The organism is Pseudomonas sp. P179, assembly GCF_000478485.2.
Lineage (GTDB): Bacteria > Pseudomonadota > Gammaproteobacteria > Pseudomonadales > Pseudomonadaceae > Pseudomonas > Pseudomonas aeruginosa.
In genome coordinates this window covers 187,281-208,462 of record NZ_KI517355.1, presented here as the reverse complement: position 1 = coordinate 208,462, position 21,182 = coordinate 187,281, and the positions used below count along the sequence as shown (strand labels likewise).

Annotated in this window: 16 protein-coding genes and 1 pseudogene; 7 read left to right on the top strand and 10 right to left on the bottom strand. The window is 67.8% G+C overall.

From position 1 onward, the window contains the following. Positions 1–79 precede the first annotated feature (79 nt). From HMPREF1224_RS41235 to kynR, 7 genes are all read right to left on the bottom strand, one after another. Entirely contained in the window at positions 80–928 is an 849-nt protein-coding gene (locus HMPREF1224_RS41235; protein WP_010794125.1) for a class I SAM-dependent methyltransferase, read from the bottom strand. After that, complete coding sequence (locus HMPREF1224_RS41230; RefSeq protein WP_003118518.1) at positions 912–1,568, bottom strand: hypothetical protein; 657 nt, start codon at positions 1,566–1,568, stop codon at positions 912–914. The genes HMPREF1224_RS41235 and HMPREF1224_RS41230 overlap by 17 nt, the downstream gene beginning before the upstream one ends. Continuing rightward, complete coding sequence (locus HMPREF1224_RS41225; protein ID WP_010794124.1) at positions 1,565–2,467, bottom strand: alpha/beta fold hydrolase; 903 nt, start codon at positions 2,465–2,467, stop codon at positions 1,565–1,567. The genes HMPREF1224_RS41230 and HMPREF1224_RS41225 overlap by 4 nt, the downstream gene beginning before the upstream one ends. Before the next feature lie 10 nt (positions 2,468–2,477). Continuing rightward, complete coding sequence (locus tag HMPREF1224_RS41220; protein WP_003088783.1) at positions 2,478–2,987, bottom strand: aromatic-ring-hydroxylating dioxygenase subunit beta; 510 nt, start codon at positions 2,985–2,987, stop codon at positions 2,478–2,480. Between the two features lie 27 nt (positions 2,988–3,014). Further along, positions 3,015–4,847, bottom strand: coding sequence for an asparagine synthase (glutamine-hydrolyzing) (gene asnB, locus HMPREF1224_RS41215; protein ID WP_010794123.1), 1,833 nt, complete (start codon positions 4,845–4,847; stop codon positions 3,015–3,017). Positions 4,848–4,934: 87 nt separating this feature from the next. Further along, complete coding sequence (locus HMPREF1224_RS41210) at positions 4,935–6,209, bottom strand: aromatic ring-hydroxylating oxygenase subunit alpha (protein WP_003142518.1); 1,275 nt, start codon at positions 6,207–6,209, stop codon at positions 4,935–4,937. A gap of 201 nt (positions 6,210–6,410) precedes the next feature. Further along, the gene (kynR, locus tag HMPREF1224_RS41205; protein WP_003088777.1) at positions 6,411–6,887 is read right to left on the bottom strand and encodes a kynurenine pathway transcriptional regulator KynR; all 477 of its coding nucleotides are present in this window, start codon (positions 6,885–6,887) and stop codon (positions 6,411–6,413) included. Positions 6,888–7,019: 132 nt separating this feature from the next. Here kynR and kynB point away from each other — a divergent pair, with 132 nt between their 5' ends. The 5 genes from kynB (at position 7,020) to HMPREF1224_RS41180 (ending at position 14,581) form a co-directional block, all read left to right on the top strand. Next, the gene (gene kynB / locus HMPREF1224_RS41200; protein WP_010794122.1) at positions 7,020–7,661 is read left to right on the top strand and encodes a kynurenine formamidase KynB; all 642 of its coding nucleotides are present in this window, start codon (positions 7,020–7,022) and stop codon (positions 7,659–7,661) included. Positions 7,662–7,664: 3 nt separating this feature from the next. After that, positions 7,665–8,915 carry a kynureninase gene (gene kynU, locus HMPREF1224_RS41195; protein WP_003114854.1) on the top strand — a complete coding sequence of 417 codons (1,251 nt, stop codon included), beginning with the start codon at positions 7,665–7,667 and terminating at the stop codon, positions 8,913–8,915. A gap of 155 nt (positions 8,916–9,070) precedes the next feature. After that, a complete protein-coding gene (locus HMPREF1224_RS41190; RefSeq protein WP_003114855.1) occupies positions 9,071–10,477 on the top strand; it encodes an amino acid permease in 1,407 nt (468 codons plus the stop codon). Positions 10,478–10,762: 285 nt separating this feature from the next. Beyond that, entirely contained in the window at positions 10,763–12,637 is a 1,875-nt protein-coding gene (locus HMPREF1224_RS41185) for a (7S,10S)-hydroperoxide diol synthase (RefSeq protein ID WP_010794121.1), read from the top strand. Positions 12,638–12,676: 39 nt separating this feature from the next. Beyond that, positions 12,677–14,581 (top strand): 10S-dioxygenase, encoded by a 1,905-nt coding sequence (locus HMPREF1224_RS41180; protein ID WP_010794120.1) that lies wholly within the window; start codon positions 12,677–12,679, stop codon positions 14,579–14,581. A gap of 36 nt (positions 14,582–14,617) precedes the next feature. On the opposite strand, the gene HMPREF1224_RS41175 is transcribed toward HMPREF1224_RS41180, so the two are convergent. Further along, positions 14,618–15,520, bottom strand: a complete 903-nt coding sequence (locus HMPREF1224_RS41175) for a LysR family transcriptional regulator (protein ID WP_003139628.1) — start codon at positions 15,518–15,520, stop codon at positions 14,618–14,620. Positions 15,521–16,033: 513 nt separating this feature from the next. Between HMPREF1224_RS41175 and HMPREF1224_RS41170 the strand changes: the two genes are divergently transcribed. Together HMPREF1224_RS41170 and HMPREF1224_RS41165 are read left to right on the top strand one after the other, a co-directional pair. Further along, the gene (locus HMPREF1224_RS41170) at positions 16,034–16,243 is read left to right on the top strand and encodes a hypothetical protein (RefSeq protein WP_003088759.1); all 210 of its coding nucleotides are present in this window, start codon (positions 16,034–16,036) and stop codon (positions 16,241–16,243) included. 176 nt (positions 16,244–16,419) lie between these two features. Further along, on the top strand, positions 16,420–18,081 hold the full coding sequence (locus tag HMPREF1224_RS41165) for a hypothetical protein (protein WP_003142545.1): 1,662 nt from the start codon (positions 16,420–16,422) through the stop codon (positions 18,079–18,081). 28 nt (positions 18,082–18,109) lie between these two features. Here the strand turns inward: HMPREF1224_RS41165 and HMPREF1224_RS45715 are convergent. Together HMPREF1224_RS45715 and HMPREF1224_RS41160 are read right to left on the bottom strand one after the other, a co-directional pair. Further along, positions 18,110–18,313: pseudogene (locus HMPREF1224_RS45715) on the bottom strand (nitrilase-related carbon-nitrogen hydrolase); the annotation flags it as partial. 160 nt (positions 18,314–18,473) lie between these two features. Further along, on the bottom strand, positions 18,474–21,068 hold the full coding sequence (locus HMPREF1224_RS41160) for a bifunctional diguanylate cyclase/phosphodiesterase (protein ID WP_010794119.1): 2,595 nt from the start codon (positions 21,066–21,068) through the stop codon (positions 18,474–18,476). Positions 21,069–21,182: the final 114 nt, after the last annotated feature.

The window sequence follows — 21,182 nt, the reverse complement described above, 5'->3', positions numbered from 1 at the left end:
CTTGATCGGTTGCGGATGCCACCGAGTGCAATTGCCCGTACCGATTTTCAGCCGCGCGGCAGACCGATTGCGCATAAGGTTATGCCTCGTCCTCCCGAGCCCGGCAGCGCCAGACACTGACCGGGATTTCGCTGACCTGTCCGTCGGCCTGCATGCGCCGCTCGGCGATCCGCCCGAGGCGGACGAAGAATTCCTCCAGGCGCGTCGCCGGCACCAGCGGTGCGAAATAGGTGCCGAAGGTGGCGGCGTGGAAACGCTGGTATTCGGCGGAGTCGGCGACACGCAGGACCGCCGGGCGGGAGACGATGGAGTCGACCCGGAAGTGTCGTTCGACGCGTTCGCGCAACGCCTCCCGGCCACGGGTGCGGGTGCCCATCGGCAGCAGCCCGGCTTCCGCGTAGAGCGCCGCCACCCGTTCCGGCGCAGCCAGGCCCATCTCGACCAGGGCCTGGGCGACCAGGTCGTCCTCGCCGCCGAGGCCATCCTCGGCGAACGGATGGTGCGAGGTGAACAGGAATACCCCCTGCGCCTCGAGGTGCCGCGCGACCCACCGGAACAGCCGCTCTTCATCGGGATACAGCCAGTGCAGCACGGCGGTCATGCTGATCAGCTCGAAGCGTTCCGCCAGCGGCGGCAGGTCGAGCAGGTCGCCCTCCAGCAGACGCGCCTCGACGCCAGCCCCGCGCAACTGCGCGCGCGCCTGCTCCAGGCGTAGCGGCGAACGCTCGATGCCCCACAACCGTTGCAGGCCGGGCCAGCGCCGGGCGCCGCCGAGCAGCAGCGAGCCGATGCCGCAGCCGAGATCGAGCAGGCTGCGCGGCTCGATGCCGGCGCGGTCGAGCACCCAGTCCTGGTCGCGACGTTGCAGCAGTTCGCTGGAATCCTGGTAGCCGTCCAGGCTGCGCGCCTGTTCAATGATCGCGTTCATGTACGCCTGCTCCTTGGTTGAGGCTGTCCGCCGTGATGGTCCATACGCAGCCGTGGCCTTGCGGCTCTTCGTAGAGCCGCCAGTCGGCGCGGCAATCGCTGGCGGCGACGAACGCCGACAGCAGCTTGGTGCAATAGGTGCAGGCCGACTCCAGGGTGATCGGCACGCCTCGGGCGCGGGCGCGCTCGCGGTAGTCCCAGATCGCGCAGTGACGGTTGTGGAATACCGCGCGCCCGTCAGCCTCGGCCTGCACCTCGAAACGCGAACCGTAGAGCGCGGCCTGGCGTGCCAGACGGTCGGCGGCGCTGGCCGGATCGCCCCGCCCCGCCGGTTCCAGCGCGCGATAGATCCGCGCGGTGGCGCGCGCCCAGTCGTCGAGCCGGTAATCCGCCGGGCGCGCGACGATGAACTGTTCGATCAGCGCCTGGGCGCGGAAGAACACCGCCTGCCAGGCTTCGGCGCGCAGGTCGTCGGTCGCCGGCAGATCGGCGAATATCCGCGCGCTGGTCGCCACCCAGTCCCCCAGGTCTTCACGCCGATGGCGCTCGGCGACGTAGGCGGACATCGCCGCGTGCACCTCGAACACCCGCTGTCGCCAGAGCGTCGCCTGCGCCGCCGGATCGCGTTCGACGGCGCTCATCGGAGCGCCTCCCGGTGGCTGGCGAGAAACCCCAGCAGGTGCTCCAGCACGGCGTCCGGCGCGTCCTCGGGAAGCATGTGGCTGGCGCCGATGGCGGCGCCCTCGACCTGCCCGGCCCAGATCTTCCAGATTTCCAGCGGATGCTGCCCGGCGGCGTAGGGGCGCTCCTGCCAGAGCACCTGGACCGGGCATTGCAGGCGCCGGCCGGCGTCGCGATCGGCCTGGTCGGCGTCGGCATCGACGCCCACCGCGGCCCGGTAGTCCTCGCACATCGCATGGCGCACGGCGGGGTCGCGGAACGCCCGGCGGTAACTTTCCAGCGCCTGCGGGTGGTAGATGTCGCGGCCCTGGGCCATGCGTCGCAGGGTGTAGTCGAGGAAGTGCTCCGGATCGGCGCCGATCAGGCGCTCCGGCAGGTCGTACGGCTGGGCGAGGAGGAACCAGTGATAGGCGTTGAGGGCGAAGGCCTTGTTCACCGCCGCCCAGTTGTCGAGGATCGGCACCACGGTCAGCGAGACGAAGGCCGCGACCGCTTGCGGATGGTCCAGCGCCAGGCGATAGCCGACCCGCGCGCCGCGGTCGTGGCCGATCACCGCGAAGCGTTCGAAGCCTAGCTGGCCCATCGTTTCCAGTTGGTCGCGGGCCAGCGCGGCCTTGGAATAGTCGGCGCCCTCCTCGTCCAGCGCCCGCGATTCGCCATAGCCGCGCAGGTCGGCGAGGACCACGCTGTAGTCCTCGGCCAGGCGCGGAGCGATGCGATGCCAGGCCAGGTGGGTCTGCGGATAGCCATGCAACAGCAGCAGCGGCGGGCCGCTGCCCTTCACGGCGACGCGGAGGCGCGCGGCGGAGGTGTGCAGGGTCAGGTAGTCGAAGCCGGGCAGCAACGGATCGGTGCTCATGGGCGGCGCCTCACAGGATGATGCTGATGCGCCGCTGGGCGCTGATGGTCTCGTGGTCCAGGCGGATCTCCCGCGAGACGATGCGCAAGCCCTCGGGACCGTCGCGCAGGACATGACTGGCTTCGCCGACGAAGTTCCAGGCCTCGCGGTTGCGGAACTGATGGACGACGAAGTTGCTGCGGCTGCTGACCAGTTCGCCCTCGACCCGCTTCAGCCGCACGTTGCCCACCAGGCGGCGGGTGCGCGAGCGCGGCTGCTCCATCCAGGTATGCCCGCCGAGGATGCTGTCGACCCGCTCGCGCAGGCGCACGTGGTCGTCGTCGATGATGTACAGGCTGTCCTCCGGCGCCTGGCCGGCCAGTTGCTCCTGCAAGGGCAGCACCCGGTAGCGTGCGGCGCGCTCGAACAGCGCGAACCAGGTATCCAGCAGGCGGTCGTCGAGCAGCTCGGCTTCGGCGACGAGGAAATCGCTGACCCGCGCCAGCAGGTCGCTGTCGGGACGGGACAAGGCAAGGCTCATGAGTATCCTCCGCTAAGAAAGTGCCGCTCAGAGGCTGATGTCGACCCCATGGCGGGTCAGCCAACGGTCCAGGTTCAGCAGGTAGGCCAGGCCGGCGGTCGGGCTCGCCGAGGCACGCGGGCTGGGCAGCGGCGTGCCCTGTTCGAGAGCCTGGCGGACCCGCCCGGCGTCCACCAGTTCGAACAGCGGCGAGCGGCCGTCGTCGAGCAGGCGGCCGACCCGCTCGCGCAGCAGCGCCAGGTAACGTGGGTCGGGGTTGGCCGGGAAACCGCTCTTGCGCCGCTCCAGGATCGCCTGCGGCAGGTGCCCGCGCAGGGCCCGGCGCAGCAGGCTCTTGCTTTCCCCGGCGACGCTCTTCAGCGCCCAGGGCAGGTTCCATACGTACTCCACCAGGCGGTGGTCGCAGAACGGCACGCGCACTTCCAGGCCGACCGCCATGCTCATCCGGTCCTTGCGTTCGAGCATCGCCGGCAGCCAGCGGCTCAGCGCCAGGTAGGCGACCTCGCGCTGGCGTCGCTGGGCGGCATCCTCGCCATCCAGCCGCGGCACTTCGGCGAGGGCCTCGCGGTAGCGCGCCCGGATGTATTCCGGCGCCGCCACCCGTTCGGCGACCTCCCGCCGCAGCAGTTGCCAGGGCCCGCTCTTGCCGGCCAGCCAGGGGAAGCCGTCGTGTGCGAGGGCGCTCGGGTCGTGGAAGAACGGGTAGCCGCCGAACACCTCGTCGGCCGACTCGCCCGACAGTGCCACCGTGGTGTGCTCGCGGACCTGGCGGAACAGCAGGTAGAGCGAGGCGTCCAGCTCGCCCCAGCCGGGCAGGTCGCGGGCCTGGAGCACCGCCTCGTCCTGTTCCAGCACCTCTTCCGGGGCGACCAGCACGGTACGGTGCGGCGTACCGAGGAAGTTCGCCGCCAGCTGCGCATAGGGTTCGTCCCAGCTGCTTTGCCAGGGCGTCGGGACGAAGCCGCGGCCTTCGCCGGGGAAGTCCACGGAGAAGGTCGGCAGGCGCCGCGCGTCGCCATCCAGCGCGGCCACCGCGAAGGCACTGATGGCGCTGGAGTCGAGCCCGCCGGAAAGCAGGCTGCCCAGCGGGACGTCGGCCACCAGTTGCTCGGCCACCGCCTCGCGGAGCAACTGGCCGGCGCGTTCGGCGCTGTCCTCGGCGCCCTCTTCGTGACGTTCCGCGCGCAGCGCCCAGTAGACCAACTCGCGCACACCATTGCGGTCGAAGCGCAGCGCCTGGCCCGGCCGGACCTGGCGCAGGCCCTTGTACAGGCCGTGGCCGGGAGTCGGCGCGGTGGTCAGGGCGAACAGCTCGGCGATGCCGCTGGCGTCGAGCACCGGGTCGGCCTCGGGGTTGGCGAAGATCGCCTTGGGTTCCGAGGCGAACAGCACGCCTCCGGCGGTCGGGTAGTAGTACAGCGGCTTGACCCCGAAGCGATCGCGCACCAGCCACAGGCTCTGCTCGCGCTCGTCCCACAGGGCGAAGCCGTAGATGCCGCGGAGCCGGGCGAAGGAAGCCTCACCCCATTGCAGATAGGCGCGCAGCACCACCTCGGTGTCCGAGCGGGTACGGAAGACCTGGCCCAGCGTCTCCAGCTCGGCGCGCAGCTCGCGGAAGTTGTAGACCTCGCCGCTGTAGGTCAGCGCCACCCGCCCGCCAGCCTCGGCAAGCATCGGCTGGGCGCCGTTCTCCAGGTCGATGATCGCCAGGCGCCGATGGCCGAGCAGCGCGTGCCGCGACAGCCACAGGCCTTCGGCGTCCGGCCCGCGCGGGGCCAGGGTACGGGTCATGCGTTCGAGGATGCTGCGCTGCTCGCCGAGGTCGCGGCTCCAGTCGGTCCAGCCGGTGATTCCACACATGGATGACGTTCCTTGCAGTGACCCTTTATTCCCCGCGTAGCCAGGGCGGCGCGCAGGGATCTGCAGGGAGCGATGGTTGAAGACGGCTCAGACGGCCACGGCGAGACGCCGCAGGGCGGCGGGCTGCTGCCCGAGCCGGCGGCTCCACTCGCGCCAGAAGCCGCGGTTCTGCTCCTCGTCGACGTGGCGGCGGGTTGCCGGTCCCATGCCGCGGGAAAAATCGCTGTAGCCGAGGGCGGCGTGGGCGTAGGCGCGCTGGCAGGATTCGAGGATCTCGACGTCGTCGGGGGTGCCGAAACCGCCCGGGCCGATGAACGAGATCAACCCATTGATCCGCGCCGCCCGCTCCTCGCGGGTCTCATCGGCGAAGCCGGCGCCCCATACGGTGACGCTGACCTCATCGGCGGCAGTCGGGAAGAACGAGCGGATGTTTAGGCCGAGGATGTCGTTGATCACCAGGTTGGGAAAGATGAACAGGCTTTTGTTGGTGTGGGCGATGTCCTCTGCCCGCGCCTGCCCGAAGCGTTCCACCAGGCGTTCGAACTTGGCGGCGATGGACGGCTTGAGCGCTTCCGGGAACAACGGGCTCCAGTAGGCGATCGGCCGTCCGGTGGACGGCGGGCCGCTGATGATCAGCGCGTGGCCGTTGCCCAGCGCCTCGCCGCGACCGTGGCGCTTGTGCGACTCCGGATCGGTGCCGAGGGTATTCAGGTATTCCAGGTAGCGCTTGTGGGCGAACGGCAGGTGGTAGGCGTCCACGCCGTTTTCCGCGAGCAGCTTCCAGTTGGCCTTGATCGAATGCTCGAAGCCGCCGGGGATGATCTCCAGTTCCGCCTCGGACTGGTCGCAGATCAGGTCGATATAGTCCTTCGCCTGGCCCAGGTAGGTTTCCAGGGACGGTTGCCGGGCGGCGTAGTGGATGAACAGGAAGTTGCGGTAGACCGCGTGTTTCACCCGTGTCAGGGACAGCTCCGGATGGCATTGCCCGGCATGCTGGTAGGCGGCCTTGTCCGGCAGGCCGATCAGGCTGCCGTGGCTGTCGTAGGTCCAGCCATGGTAGGGACAGGTGAAGCGCTGGCTGTTGCCCTGGCGCTCGGCGCAGACCTTGGCCCCACGGTGCGCGCAGGCGTTCAGGTAGACCGCCGGCTCGCCATCGGCGCGACGCTGGATGATCAGGTTGCGCCCGCCGACGTCGCGGGTGATGAAGTCGCCGGGCTCGCGCAGTTCGCTGAGGTGGGCGGCATACAGCCAGCTGTCGTCGAATATCTCGTGCAGTTCGCGCCGGTGCAGTTCCGCGGAAACATAGGCCTGGCGCCTGACCCGGAAGTAACTTGCGTCGTCGGTCTCGATATATTCACTCACCGCCTAACCTCCGTGTAACGTTGACAACCCGGCAACGGGGACGGAGGAAACCTAGCACGGGGAAAATCAATTCCGGCAGACTATTTATTCATTAGCTAATAACTCGTAACCCCATGAAAAAAGACAAAATAATTATTTCCCTCGACGACTGAAAATTCCTCCCGCTCATTGCACTCATGCTTTTATGAGGGGTCGCCCCGTTCAACTCTTCAGGTTCACCAGGTCGAGCAGGTCGGCACCGGCCTTGATCTCCTGCAGGACGATTTCCGAGCGGATATCGGTGACGCCGGCGGCGCGGTTCAGTTTGTTCACGATGAAGTCCGAATAGTGCTTGAGGTTGCGCGCCCGGACCCGTAGCACATAGTTGGTGGCGCCGGTCACCACATAGGCGGTGACCACCTCCGGCCAGTCCCGGACCCTGGCGATGAACGCCTCGTGCCAACCCTCGACGTCCTGGCGCAGCGACACATGGACGATGGCTTCCAGCTCCACGCCCAGTCGCTCGGCATCCAGTTCCACCGAGTAGCCGCGGATGATCCCCTCGCTTTCCAGCAGGCGCAGCCGGCGCAGGCAGGCGGATGGCGAGAGGGAGACCTTCTCCGCCAGGTCCTGGTTGCTCATCCGCCCGTCCTGCTGCAGGTGACGGAGAATGCGCAGATCGATGGCGTCCAGGGACATGTGCAGTTCCTATCAGAATGAATAGCTATCTTCGAATTTTGTGCGAATAGATTGCCATGCGACCTTGCATTTCGCACGAAAATTCTCCGAAATCTCGTTCATTATCATTCGCTGGATTTCCGGAGAAAAACAATGACTTCGCTCCGCTACTGGGACATCAGTCCCGCCCTCGACCCGAACACGCCGACCTGGCCCGGCGACACGCCGTTCCAGCAGGAATGGGCGGCGCGGCTGGACGAGCAGTGCCCGGTCAACGTCGGCCGGATCACCCTTTCGCCGCATACCGGCGCCCACGTCGACGGCCCCCTGCACTACCGCGCCGACGGCCTGCCCATCGGCCAGGTGCCGCTGGACGTCTACATGGGACCGTGCCGGGTGATCCACTGTATCGGCGCTAACCCGCTGGTGACCCCCGAACACCTCGCCGGCCAGCTCGACGACCTGCCCTCGCGGGTGCTGCTGCGGACCTTCGAACGGGTCCCGGCGAACTGGCCGGAAGGCTTCTGCGCTATCGCTCCGGCCACCATCGAGTGCCTCGCCGAGCACGGCGTCAGGTTGGTCGGCATCGACACCCCGTCGCTCGACCCCCAGCACTCCAAGACCCTCGACGCCCACCACGCGGTGGGCCGCCACGGCATGGCGATCCTCGAAGGCGTGGTCCTCGACGACGTGCCCGCCGGCGACTACGAACTGCTCGCCCTGCCGCTGAAATTCACCCACCTCGATGCCAGCCCGGTGCGTGCCGTGCTGCGCGCCCTGCCTACCGCGGAGTAACCGATGACCACTCGTGACGACTGCCTGGCGCTCGACGCCGGCGATCCCCTGGCCGACCTGCGCCAACTGTTCGCCCTGCCCGACGGCGTGATCTACCTCGACGGCAACTCCCTCGGCGCCCGCCCCCGGGCCGCCGTGGAGCGCGCCGCCGAAGTGGTCGCCGCGGAATGGGGCGAGGGGCTCATCCGCAGCTGGAACAGCGCCGACTGGCGCGGCCTGCCGGAGCGCCTCGGCGACAAGCTGGCGCCCCTGATCGGCGCGCGCGCCGGCGAAGTGGTGATCACCGACACCACATCGATCAACCTGTTCAAGGTGCTCAGCGCCGCCCTGCGGATCCAGGAGGAAGACGCGCCAGGGCGCAAGGTGATCGTTTCCGAATCGAGCAACTTCCCCACTGACCTGTACATCGCCGAGGGCCTTACCGACATGCTCCAGCGCGGCTACCGGCTACGCCTGGTAGATGACCCGGAGCAACTGCCGGCGGCGATCGACGCGGATACCGCGGTGGTGATGCTCAGCCATGTCAACTACAAGACCGGCTACCTGCACGACATGCGCGAGGTCACCCGCCTGGTCCACGAAAACGGCGCCCTGGCGATCTGGGACCTGGCCCACTCGGCCGGCGCGCTGCCGCTGGACCTGCACGCGGCCGACGCCGACTACGCCATCGGCTGCACCTACAAGTACCTCAACGGCGGCCCCGGCTCGCCGGCCTACGTGTGGGTCGCGCCGCGCCTGCGCGAGCGTGTCTGGCAACCGCTGTCCGGCTGGTTCGGTCATTCCCGCCAGTTCGCCATGGAGCCGCGCTACCAGCCCGGCGAAGGCATCACCCGGTTCCTCTGCGGCACCCAGCCGATCACCTCGCTGGCCCTGGTCGAATGCGGCCTGGATATCTTCGCCCGGACCGACATGCAGCGCCTGCGCGACAAGTCGCTGGCCCTCGCCGATCTGTTCATCGAATTGGTGGAAAGCCGTTGCGAACGCTTCGGCCTGACCCTGGTGACCCCGCGCGAGCATGCCCGGCGCGGCAGCCATGTCAGCTTCGAGCATGCCCAGGGCTACGCCATCGTCCAGGCCCTGATCGACCGGGGGGTAATCGGCGACTACCGCGAGCCGGGCATCCTGCGCTTCGGCTTCACCCCGCTTTACACCCGCTTCGTCGAGGTCTGGGATGCGGTGCAGGCGTTGCTGGAAATCCTCCAGAGCGAAGCCTGGAAAGAGCCGCGCTACCAGGTCCGGCACAAGGTGACCTGAGTCCCGCCCGCGCGGACCGCGCCGGTATTCCCGGGGCGGCCCGCGAGCACCCACCGCTCTCGCGCACAGGAGCCCGCGACCGGCACCCGCACATCGCCACCGACGTTCCCTCGGCAATTCATAAGAACCCCAATAAGATTCCAGAGGACATCCAGATGAACGACCCCCAGGGCTTCGAGGCCATCTCGCGCCGCGAACAGGGCCTGCAACGGCGGCTCTCGGCCGCGCAGATGAGCATGATCGCCATCGGCGGCGCCATCGGCACCGGCCTGTTCATGGGCAGCGCCTTCGCCATCGGTTTCGCAGGCCCCAGCGTCCTGCTCAGCTACGCCATCGGCGCGCTGATCACCCTGCTGCTGATGGGCTGCCTGGCGGAAATGACCGTGGCCCATGCCACCCCCGGCTCGTTCGGCGCCTTCGCCGAGCACTACGTCGGCCCGCTGGCCGGGTTCCTGGTGCGCTACGCCTACTGGGCGGCCATCGTCCTGGCGGTGGGCACCGAGGTCACGGCGGTGGCCATGTACATGAAGTACTGGTTCGCCGGTATCCCGGAATGGGTCTGGATCATCTCCTTCTCGACCCTGCTGATCGGCCTGAACGCCAGCAGCGTGAAAGCCTTCGGCAACTTCGAATACTGCTTCTCGACACTGAAGATCGCCGCCATCGTCGCCTTCATCCTGCTCGGCGCCTACCTGGTGTTCGGCTCCGCCAACCCGGCCTACGGCGTGCACAACTACAGCGCCCACGGCGGCTTCTTCCCGCACGGCCTGAAAGGCATGTGGATCGCCGTGGTGGTGTCGATCTTCAGTTATCTCAGCGTGGAGATGATCGCGGTCGCCGCCGCCGAGGCCGAACATCCGGAACAGGCGGTGAGGTCGGCGTTCCGCTCGACCATCGTGCGCCTGGTGGTGTTCTACCTGCTGACCCTGGCGCTGATGCTCGCCATCGTCCCCTGGGACCAGGCCGGGCAGAGCCAGAGCCCGTTCGTCACGGTGATGCAGGCGATCGGCCTGCCCGGCGCCACCGGGGTGATGAACTTCGTGGTGCTGGTGGCCGCGCTGTCGGCGATGAACAGCCAGCTCTACATCACCACCCGGATGATGTTCAGCCTGTCGCGCGCGGGGCACGCGCCGAAGGGCCTCGGCGAACTGAGCCGCCAGGGCGTGCCGCTGAACGCGCTGCTGCTGTCGAGCGTCGGTATCGCCCTGGCGACCCTGCTCAACCTGGTCTACCCCGAGCAGTCCTTCACCCTGATGATGGCGGTGTCGATGTTCGGCGCCCTCTTCACCTGGCTGATGATCTTCTTCACCCACCTCTGCTTCCGCCGCCACCGCGCCCGCCACGGCGGCGCGCCGCTGGCCTTCCGCATGCGCCTGGCGCCCTGGTCGACATTGCTCGGCCTGGCGCTGATGGCGGCGATCCTGGTCACCACCTTCTTCACCGAGGCGTTCCGCATGACCCTGGTCTTCGGCGTGCCGTTCCTCGCGCTGCTCAGCGCACTCTACCTGGTCTTCGTCCGCAAGCCCGGCAGGGATTGTCCGATAGAACGGGCAACGCCCTAGGCGCTCTCCGCCCTGCGAACCTGGCGCGCACGGCGAAGCCCGACCGGCGCGCCCTTTCCGGACCGGGCGGTTCCGTTTCCCATACCTTTTCCGTCGCACAAAAAGCATTACCCGCCGGCCGCCGCGACTCCGTAGCGTAGTGCCCAACCGGACGTTCCGGCCCGCGGCGCGCCGCGGCCGGCGCGCTCCCGTCAGGGACGAAGTGGCGGCACGCCCAGCCATCGAGCGCACTGCATCGCTCTGCCCTGTGGGGACGCAGACGTCGTCAGCCATGAGGGGAACACGATGCATCCGACCTTTTCGCGGGTCCTGCTGGCCGCCGCACTGGCCGCCGCCGGCAGCCCTGCCGTCGCCACCGAAATCCAGCTCGAGCAAGGCTGGAACGCCGAGCAACGCGCCTCCTGGTACGACGCCTCGCTCGGTTCACGGCTGCTGCCGCTGGCCTGGGCCCAGGCGCTGGAGCGTCCGGACAGCGAGGAGCGCCTGTTCTCCGAAGACAACGCCCGGCGCCTCGGCTTTCCCCTGCGCAACTGGCAAGGCGGCGAACTGCGCCTGCCGCGCGGCTTCGCCCTCGACCAGCAGGACGACAGCCAGTTCTCCGACACCCGCCTGCGCTGGAAAGCCCGCCAGTCGTCCAGCGAACCCTGGGTCGGGCTGAATTGCGCCGGCTGCCACTCCACCGACATCAGTTACCGCGGCAGCGAACTGACCGTCGACGCCGGCGCCACCCTGGCCAACGTCCAGGCGATCTTCGACGAAGTGCTCGCCGCGCTGCGCCGCACCAGCGACGACGGCGACAAGTTCGCGCGCTTCGCCGGCAACGTCCTCGGCAGCGAGGACAGCCCGGCCAACCGCGAGCTGCTGAAGGCCGCCCTGGTCAAACGCGCGGCGCTGATCGACACCCTGCTGAGCATGTCCGCGACCGACCTGCAACCCGGCCCGGGGCGCCTCGACGCCACCGGCCAGTCACTCAACCGCACGGCGATCAACTCCGGCGCCCGCCATCTGCAAGCGAACCCGACCGACGCGCCGACCAGCTTCCCGGCACTGTGGCACACGTTGCAGATGGACAAGCTGCAATCCAGCGGATTCGTGCCCAACGTCAAGGTCCTCGATCTCAACGGCCAGGTCTTCGACCTCGGCTACCTGGCCGGCGACATCGGTGTGGTCCAGGGCGACTACGGCGACGTGGTCAGCCATCCGCTGTCCGGCCTGGAGGGCTATATATCGAGCATCCGCGTGGACAACCTGACCCGTGTCGAGGGCCTGATCCACAAGCTCAAGGCGCCGGCCTGGCCGAGCCAGCTGTTCGGCGCCCCGGACAGCGCCAGGCTGGCCCAGGGCAAGCGCCTCTACGAGGAGAACTGCGCGGCCTGCCATGCGAGCATCGGCCGCGACGACCTGCAAACCCCGATCAAGGTCCGCCAGGTGCGCCTGAAGGCCCATGGCGACGACGCGCCGATCGGCACCGACCCGTGGATGGCCTGCAACACCTTCACCTTCAGCAGCCCCAGCGGCAACTACTTCGGCCTGTTCCGACCTTCCCTCGGCACCCCCAGCGGCGTCGGCATCGTCGGGCGGACTTCGAAGATCGCCGACATGCAGGTCCCCGAGGTGTTCCAGATCATGCTCGGCAAGAAAGGCCAGCTGGCCGACGGCATCGCCGAGATCATCCACGCCATCGTCACCGGGCAGCAGACCCTGCCCGGCTCCGACAGCCTGCAAGCGGTGCCCGCCGGACAATTGCTGCTGGCCGGCGCCGCCCCTGCCGACAGCCAGGCGCAGAGCGTCACCGCCGGCGAAGTCCCCACCGACAAGAGTGCGCGCAAGGACTACTGCCTGAATACCGAGCATCCATTCCTCGGCTACATCGCTCGCCCGCTGAACGGCATCTGGGCCACCGCACCCTACCTGCACAACGGTTCGGTGCCGTCGCTGTACGACCTGCTGCTGCCCCAGGAGCAACGGCCGGCCACCTTCTACACCGGCAGCCACGAGTTCGATCCGAGCCGGGTCGGCTACCTCACCGCGCCCGGCCCGGACAACGCCTTCCTTTTCGACACCCATCTGGAAGGCAACTCCAACGCCGGCCACGACTTCGCCCGCGAGTACGACGAAAGCCAGCGCCTGGCGCTGCTCGAATACCTCAAGACCCTGTGAGCCGGCCCCGCCCACATGCCCAATAGAGAGAACCGCCCGATGCCCCTATCGCGACTCAGCCTTGCCATCCTTTCCGTCCTCGCCGGTGCCCCGGCATTCGCCGACGACAGCGGCGTCGACCTCGACCAGGGCTGGAACCAGACCCAGAAGACCGCCTGGCTGGAAGCCGGCCAGGGCTCGCGGATGCTGCCGCTGGCCTGGCTGGTGGCGCTGGAGCAGCGCGCCAGCGAAGAACCGCTGATGTCCGATGCGCTGATCCGCCAGTACGGCTATGTCCCGCACACCCTCGGCGGTTCCAGCGTGAAGGTGGTGCAGGGCTACGCGGTCGACCGCAGCGACGACAGCGACCTGACCTTCACCAAGCTGCGCTGGAAAGCCCTGCAGGGCTCCAGGGAACCCTGGGTCGGACCGACCTGCAGCATGTGCCACACCTCGCACATCAGCTACCAGGGCACCCAGTTGACCGTCTACGGCGGGCAGACCATGGGCGACCTCGCCGGCTTCCAGCTGGAGATCCTCGGCGCCCTGCAGAGCACCCGCGCCGACACCGCCAAGTTCGAGCGCTTCGCCCGCAAGGTGCTCGGCGCCGACGGCCTGGTCAGCGGCTACAACGACGCCAACAAGGCGCGCCTGCAGGCAGCCCTGGACGCCACCATCGTGCGCCTGCGCGACGGCTCGCACTTCAACCTGCCGCACGATCCCGAGTTCGGCCCGGGCCGCCTGGACGCCATCGGTTCGATCTTCAACTCGGTGGGCTACGAACTGCACGCCGACGAGCAGATCTACGGCGCCGAGGACGCCCCCGTGAGCTATCCGTTCCTGTGGAACGTACCGCAGCTGGACCGCGTGCAGTGGACCGGCTTCAACCCGAACCACATCAACGTGGTCGAGATCGACAACCGCAAGTTCGACGTCGGCGCCCTGGCGCGCAACGCCGGCGAGGCGGTCGGGGTATTCGCCGACGTCAAGGTGCTCAGCCCGATCCAGTCGGCGCTGCACATCGGCTACCCGTCGAGCATCAACGTCGACAACCTGATCCGCATCGAAGACCAGCTCGGCCAACTGAAGCCGCCGGCCTGGCCGAACCAGCTGTTCGGCGCCCCGGAGCCGACCAGGGTCGCCGAGGGCCGCGAGCTGTACCGGCAACATTGCTCCAGCTGCCACACGCCGCTGGACCGCAACGACCTGCGGACCCCGGTGAAGACCGTGCTCACCCACCTGCAGGCGCGCGGCGAGGTCGCGCCGATCGGCACCGACCCGTGGACCGCCTGCAACAGCATCGCCCAACTGAAGACCGGCTACGTGCGCGGCAAGCCCTACCTGTCCTTCGTCGGCACCGGCCAGCGCGGTTTCTACGGCAAGCAGGCCTATGCGGTGGACGTGCTCCAGGAAGTGGTGGTCCAGGCCCTGGCCGCGCGCGGCCTGAGCGTCGCCCTGGGTGCCTTCCAGACCGCCGCCCTGGGCATCTTCGACGGGCAGTTGCCGCCGCTGATCAGTCCGGTGCCGGACAGCCCCGACGCCGACAGCGCCGAAGCGACCGCCGCGGACGCGCCAGGCGCCCTGCTCCTGGCCGAAAACGTCGCGGCCGGCAGCGACAAGGCCCGGCGCCTGGAGCAGTGCCTGGCGATGACCAGCGACCTGATGGCCTACAAGGCGCGCCCGCTGAACGGTATCTGGGCCAGCCCGCCCTACCTGCACAACGGCTCGGTGGCGACCCTCTACGACCTGCTGCTGCCGCCGGACCTGAGGCCGCGGACCTTCTATACCGGCAGCGTCGAGTTCGACCCGGTCAACGTCGGCTACATCACCGATGCCGGCGGCGCCAACCGCTTCCTCTTCGACAGCGGCAAGCCGGGCAACGCCAATGGCGGCCACGACTACGGCAACGCGCAGTTCAACGAGCAGCAGCGCCGCGCCCTGGTCGAGTACATGAAGACCCTCTGAAGCCCCTCGCGCGGCCGGCGCTCCCGGCCGCGTCCCTCAACCGGCGGCGACCCGCCGCGCGGTCTCGACGAAGCATTCGAACTGGGTGTCGCTGGCACGAAGCCGCGAAGTCGGCGACACCGCCAGCCCCACCGGCAGGCGGAAGCCTTCGTTGACCGCCGCCGGCAGAGCGGTGAAGGCCACCCCCGGATAGGCGAACTTGGTCAGCGACAACGGCAGGAAGGCGAAGCCGTCGCCGCTAGCGACCTGGGCCAGGAGAATGCTCAGGTCGTTCGGCCGCACGCTGCGCCGGGGCGCGAAGGCGGCGGCATCCATCGCATCGTTCATGAACTGGCTGTAGGCGGGAAACAGCGAGTCCTTCGGTACCAGCAGCGGCTCGCCAATCAGGTCGTTCAGCGACCAGTCGGGCGCCAGTCGCCGGTGCAGGGTTTCCGACAGGGCGATGACGTGCTCGTAGCTGCCGATCTCCATCAGCTCGTATTCGCGCACCACCTTCGGCGGCGCGCCGATGATCGCCGCGTCCAGGGACGACTCGCGGACCAGGCTGAGCAGGTCCAGCGATGGCGCCCAGGATGGCGAAACGGCGCTGCACACCCGCGCTTCCTTCAGTTGCCGGGCCAGCTCGCCGGACCAGCCGGGATCGAGGTAGCGGCTGAAACCGATGTGCAACTGGCGGTCGTCGCCGTCGCCGATGTCGCGGGTCAGCGCCTTGGCCTCGGCGATGATCTTCACCGCGCGGCAATGCACCACCCTGCCCACTTCGGTCAGGCTCACCCCGGCCGGACCGCGGACGAACAGCGCCTCGCCGATGTGCACTTCGAGCGCCTGGATCTGCCGCGACAGCGACGGCTGCGAAACGTGCAGCACCTCGGCGGCCTGGCCGATGCTGCCGTACTCGGCGACACAGGCGAAATACATCAGCTGGCGCAACGAAGGCATCGCCTTCGACCAGTTGATGATCGGGAAACTGGCATCGGTCACGGACATTGCGTACATACCCCTCGCTGGCAACACGGGTCGGATCGGCACGGACAGGGAAACCCCGGGACGGCGCGACGAGCGACCGCCGGCCGCCTTCATCCGAAAGCCGTTTCGCGGCAGAAGAACGAAAGATAGGTAGCGGAGATGACAGGACGCGCGACGTTCGGGTCCGGGACGCTCTTCATGGACGGCGTCTTGTTCCCGCGCCGCCAGTATAGCCAGGCGGCATGGGAAACTGGCCATGCGGCGCGCCACCACCGCGGGCCACCCTCGCCGTTCGGATAGGTCCCCTTGCCAGGTCGGTCCGAAGCTGCCGGGGGCTATCGAAAGCGCTGCGCCGTGGGCACCGGCCACGAACGCAGGCCACCCCGTCGGCAGCGGCTGAACCGCTTCGTCTTTTCGTGAACCGCTTCCGTGTCGGCGGAGCGCCAGGGGGGCTACGCTGAGTTTTTCAGGATCAGGAGTACCGCCATGCTGGATCACGACCTGACTGTCGCCCTGCTCTGCCGTCTCAACCAGAACCAGAGTGCCCTCGGCATGGCCCTGGAGGAGCTGGCGATCTGGGCGAAGCGCCATGAAGGCGGCGAAACCTACGATGTCGTCATGAACCACCTGCAGACCCTGGAGCGCAACGCCGATTTCGTCGCCGAGGCCATCGTCGTCCTGATGGCGGATCGCTGAAGCGCGCCGGCCCCGTACGAGCGGACGAGCCTGCGCGGTGCGCTGGGCACGGCACGCAGTAAAATCTTCAAGATTTTTCTTACAAGGCAATAGGACTCGTCCAAGTTACCTCGCCCATAGCTCCCGGTACCCTCGCCCGTTACACCTTTCAAGCACCAACGGGATCTCCAGGGCTTATGCTTCTTCGAACCATCAGTGTGGAAACTGCCGAGCAGACGGAACTGAATGCGGCCTTGTTGTGTGGTTTCGCCATTCCCGCCAGCGACCGCAACTTCATCGCCTACAGCCTCAACGAACAGGTCGACGAAAACGACTCGCGCGTCTACATCGCCTCCCTGTTCAAGACCGACGACGGCTTCCGCCTGGGCCGTCTCGACACCGACGAGGCCTGCGAGGCGGCCATCCAGGTGTTCCGCCAACTGGTCCGCGAAGCCACCACCGGCAACCGCCGGACCAGCGATCTGGCCTACCACCTCATCGACCTGCAGGACGCGGCCATCGCCCCCTCGCGGCGGGAAGAACACCGCTCCCTGGTGCTCGAACGCGAATGGGTGATGAAGCTCGTCACCTTCGAGTCCCCCCATGGCTACGGCCCCGCCCTGGATGGCGAGGAACCCTGCGCGGAAGTCCCGCCGCTCGTCCAGGAGGCCCTTTTCGAAGACGCCGCTCCCGATGTCCTCGCCGAAGACGATGCGGACGAGACCACGGACGGGCCGGCGGAGCCCATCGACGAGCCCGAGGCGGCGGAAGACGAAACCGTCACCGAGGCCGGATGCGTCGAGCCCGAGCCGCGGCCGGAGGCGGAAACGGCAGCGCCCGAGGGTGGGGCGCCAGCCGAGTTCGCGGCGAAAGCGGAGCAGTCCGCCAAGGTAGCGGATGCCGAGGCCATCGGCGCCTTCGTCGACAACGCCAGTCATCTTCGCGAGGAGCTTGCCGACCTGGCGCAGATGCTCCACCCCGCGCTGCACGCCGCCGACGCCACGGGCAGCGCCAACCTTCCGTCTCCAGACGCCGCCGAGGAATCCTCCATGCCCCCGAGCCCCTCCCCCCTCGCCGCACCCGCGCCGGAACCGGTATCGGCCAGGGTCCCCAGCCTGTCGCTGCGCCTCCGGGTGCCGCCCGCACGCCTGGCCGGCGCCGAGGGCGGGGCCAACGCCAGAGAGGCGCCCACCCAGGCCGCCGCCGTCATTCGCCAACCCGAGGATGAAGCCCACGTGGATACGGATACCGCGCTCGATATCGGCAACGATACCGAGCATCTGCTACAGGACGTGCAGGGCACCCTGGCCGACCTCGCCGGCATGGCCCAGCAACTGAGCCAGCAGAAGCAGGAAGCGCTCAAGCAGCAGGAGTCGCTGGAGTCGCTCCAGACGCAACTGCACGAGAAGGAGCGGCAATTGCAGGAAAAGGAAAAGCAGCTCCGGCAGTGGCACAAGCGCCTGCAGGACGACCGCCAGGCGCTGGAGCGGGAAACCGAGCAGAGCAACCGTCTCCTCGCCGAGCGCAGCGCGGCCCTGCAACAACTCGCGGAAAGCGTCGAAGCCCGCGAGCGCAGCAGCGCGCGGCGAGCCGAAGTACTGCAGATCGAGCAGGAACGCCTCGAAGAGTTGCGCAGCCAGCAGAACCTGCGCCAGGCCGAACTGGAAAAGCGCGAAGCCAGCGTCCAGCAGCGCAGCCTGGAACTCGGCGAGCGCTTCAAGAAGCTGGAAAGCGCCCGCGAGAAGCTGGCGCAGATCGTCAAGGGTTTCAACGAGACCGTACAGTTCAATACCGCTCTGCACGCCATCAGTCATACCGGGTTGAAGCGCCAGGAAGAGAGCGCAGCCGAACTGGAATAAGGTTCTCCTCCGGCAAAAGGGCGCGGCGCCGATACTGGCCCGCGCCCTTTTTCATTCGCCCAGCCGCGCCCGGCCGCTCGCCCTCGGGACGCGGTGCCGCCGGCCAGTTCACCGGTGCGCAGAGCAGTTGTGCGCCGGACAGCGCCGGCAGGCGCACCCATTCGGGAAACTCCAGGTCGTAGCAGACCATCACCGCGATTCGCCCGAAGCGGGTAGCGACCACCGCCGCTGGCCCTGGCACAAGGCCATGGGAAGGACGGAGTGTCGGCAAGCGAAGACGGGAAGGGAATCAGTCAGGTCAAATAATCAGTTCAGCATTTTCTGAACCATACGCAGGGCGATCGCTGAACCGAGGGCCGCCGAGGCACCGCGTGCGCCCTTCTGACTCCCTCTCAAGGCCGGCGCGCAGCATGGCCTTCGGCGGAAACCTGTGGCGCCTGGGTCTGCCCCGCCTCGCGCTCCAGCAGATCGCGCAGGCGCTGCGCATCCAGCGGCCGGCTGAGCAGGAACCCTTGCAGTTCGTGGCATTGCTCGTCGCGCAGGATATGCATCTGCCCTTCGGTCTCCACGCCCTCGGCGGTGACCCGCAGGTTCAGGGCGTTGCCGAGATTGATGATGGCCTGCACGATCGAACGGTCGCGCCCGGTCTTCTCCATGCTGGCGACGAAGCGCTTGTCGATCTTGATGCTGTCGAAGGGATAGGTGCGCAGGTAGCCGAGCGAGGAATAGCCGGTACCGAAGTCGTCCATGTTGAGGCGGACGCCCAATTCCTTGAGGGCCGTCATGGTCCGCAGCGCGCCGTCGACATCGTTGAGCATGACGTTCTCGGTCACCTCCAGCTCCAGCCGGCGGGCATCCAGGTGGGCCAGGCGCAGCGCCTCGCGCACCTGCCAGACGATATCGCCGGTCATGAACTGCGCCGGCGACACGTTCACCGAGACCATCACCTCGCCTGGCCAGCTGGCGGCGGTGGCGCAGGCCTCGCGCAGCACCCAGTTGCCGATCTGCACGATCAGGTCGCTTTCTTCCGCCAGGCCGATGAACTCGTCCGGGCCGATCAGCCCGCGGCGCGGATGGTTCCAGCGGATCAACGCCTCCGCCGAGGCGATCGTCTGTTCCTGCGCCAGGAAACGCGGCTGGTAGTACAACTCGAACTCGCCGTTCTGCAAGGCGGCGCGCAACTCGGTCTCGCGCAGCTTCTTCTCGGCGAGATGGGAGTCCATCGCTTCCAAGTAGAAACGCCAGGTATTGCGCCCCGCGGCCTTGGCCTCGTACATCGCCACGTCGGCGCAACGCAGCAGGCCCCGCGGATCGCCGCCGTGCTCCGGCGCCAGGGCCACGCCGATGCTGGCGCCGACATGGAAGCTGTGCCCTTCGTAGGCGACCTCGCGGTTGATCACGTCGATCAGCCGGCTACAGAACTTCTCGATTTCCAGCTTCGACGACACGTGGGTACTGACCACCACGAACTCGTCGCCGCCGAGCCGGGCAACCATGTCCTGGTCGCGGGTCGAGGCGCGCAGCCGTTCGGCGATGGCGTAGAGCACCGCATCGCCGGCGGGATGGCCGTGCTGGTCGTTGATCGGCTTGAAGCGGTCGAGGTCGAGCATCAGTACCGCTACCGGCGACTTGCCAGCCTTTTCCGCCAGCAGGCGTTCGAGGAACTGGAACAGCTTGTTGCGGTTCGGCAGGCCGGTCAGGGCATCGTGCAGGGACAGATGCTGGATCTTCGCATGGGCTTCGACCTCGTCGGTGATGTCGGCCGCCGTGCCGCGATAGCCGCTGGCGACGCCGTTGCGGATCGCGCTGGCGCTCAGCTTGCCGACCCGCGCCTGGCCCTGGCTGTCGCGGAAAGCGCAGACCAGGCTGGACGGCGCACCGGCATCGGGCAGCCCTTCCAGCCACTTGACGATGTTCACCGTATCGCTATCCAGCAACTCGTCCAGCCGCCGCCCGATCCAGGCCTCCGGCTGGTAGCCGGTGACGTCGCGGAAGCGCACGGAGAGATAGGTGAAGACGAAATGCCCGTCGACTTCCCAGATCCAGTCCGAGGCCGCCTCGGCTATCGACTTGAAACGTTCCTCGCTGGCCAGCAGGGCCTGGTTGCTGCGTTTCAGGACCTTCTGCTGGCGATCCACCGCGCGGGCGTTGAGCACGGCGCTGCGGCTCAGCCAGAACAGCAGCCCGGCGGCGAGCACGAAGATTCCCAGCAGCGGCAACGCGGTCTCCCGCAGCATGGCGCTACCCGGACGCGACGACACCCAGGCCAGGCGATGGGGAGTGCCCTCCAGGGCAAGGCTTTCCTTGTCGCCCGCCGCGCCGCCGGCCAGCAGGTGCAGGTTGGCGATGCCGTAGTCGCCGCCGAGCTTGGCCAGCTTCGCCGGGGTCAGCCGGTCGACGAAGACCATCACCGAGGCCTTGGCCAGGTCGATGGGCGCATGATCGCTGGTGGGCTTGATCGCCGAGGCAACCAGGATCGCCGGTGCGCCGTCGAAGTCGACGTAGCGGCTGATCGCCGCTTCGTCCACCGCGGCACGGCGTGCGGAGCGGAGGATGTCCCCGGTGTCGGCGTTCAGCGAGTCGGCCAGCGAGCGTTCGGAAAGCTCGCCCTCGAGCATGGCGTAGCGAGTGCCACGGTCGTCGATGACGAAGACGCCGTCGTAGCCATTGGTGGTGTAGAGCACCGAGCCGAGGTTGTTCTTGGTGAAGGCCCAGTCCACGTCGACCCGGTTTCCCAGATAGACGTAGGCGTCGGTCCAGAAGGAATAGGTGGTGGAGAACTGCTCGGAATTTTCCCGGCGATTCTGCAGCGCCTTTTCCACGTAGAAATGGCTCTGCTCGATGGCGATGTCGTCCTGGTGCCTGGCGATGTGCAGGATCGCCCAGCCGCATGCACCGAGGGCGAGGAAAAGGGCGGCCAGGAACATTAGGAGATGCTTGGAGACCTGGGAGACTGCGGTACCGCTGGCAATCGCTGAAGCAAGCATCGATTCGCCATCCTTGTGACCGTATAGGTGCGGGCCTTGGTCACTGTCTTATAGTTAAGCATCCAGGGGGCGTCAAAAACCCCGCTTGGCAAGCGCATCGGCGCCGAAGATGCG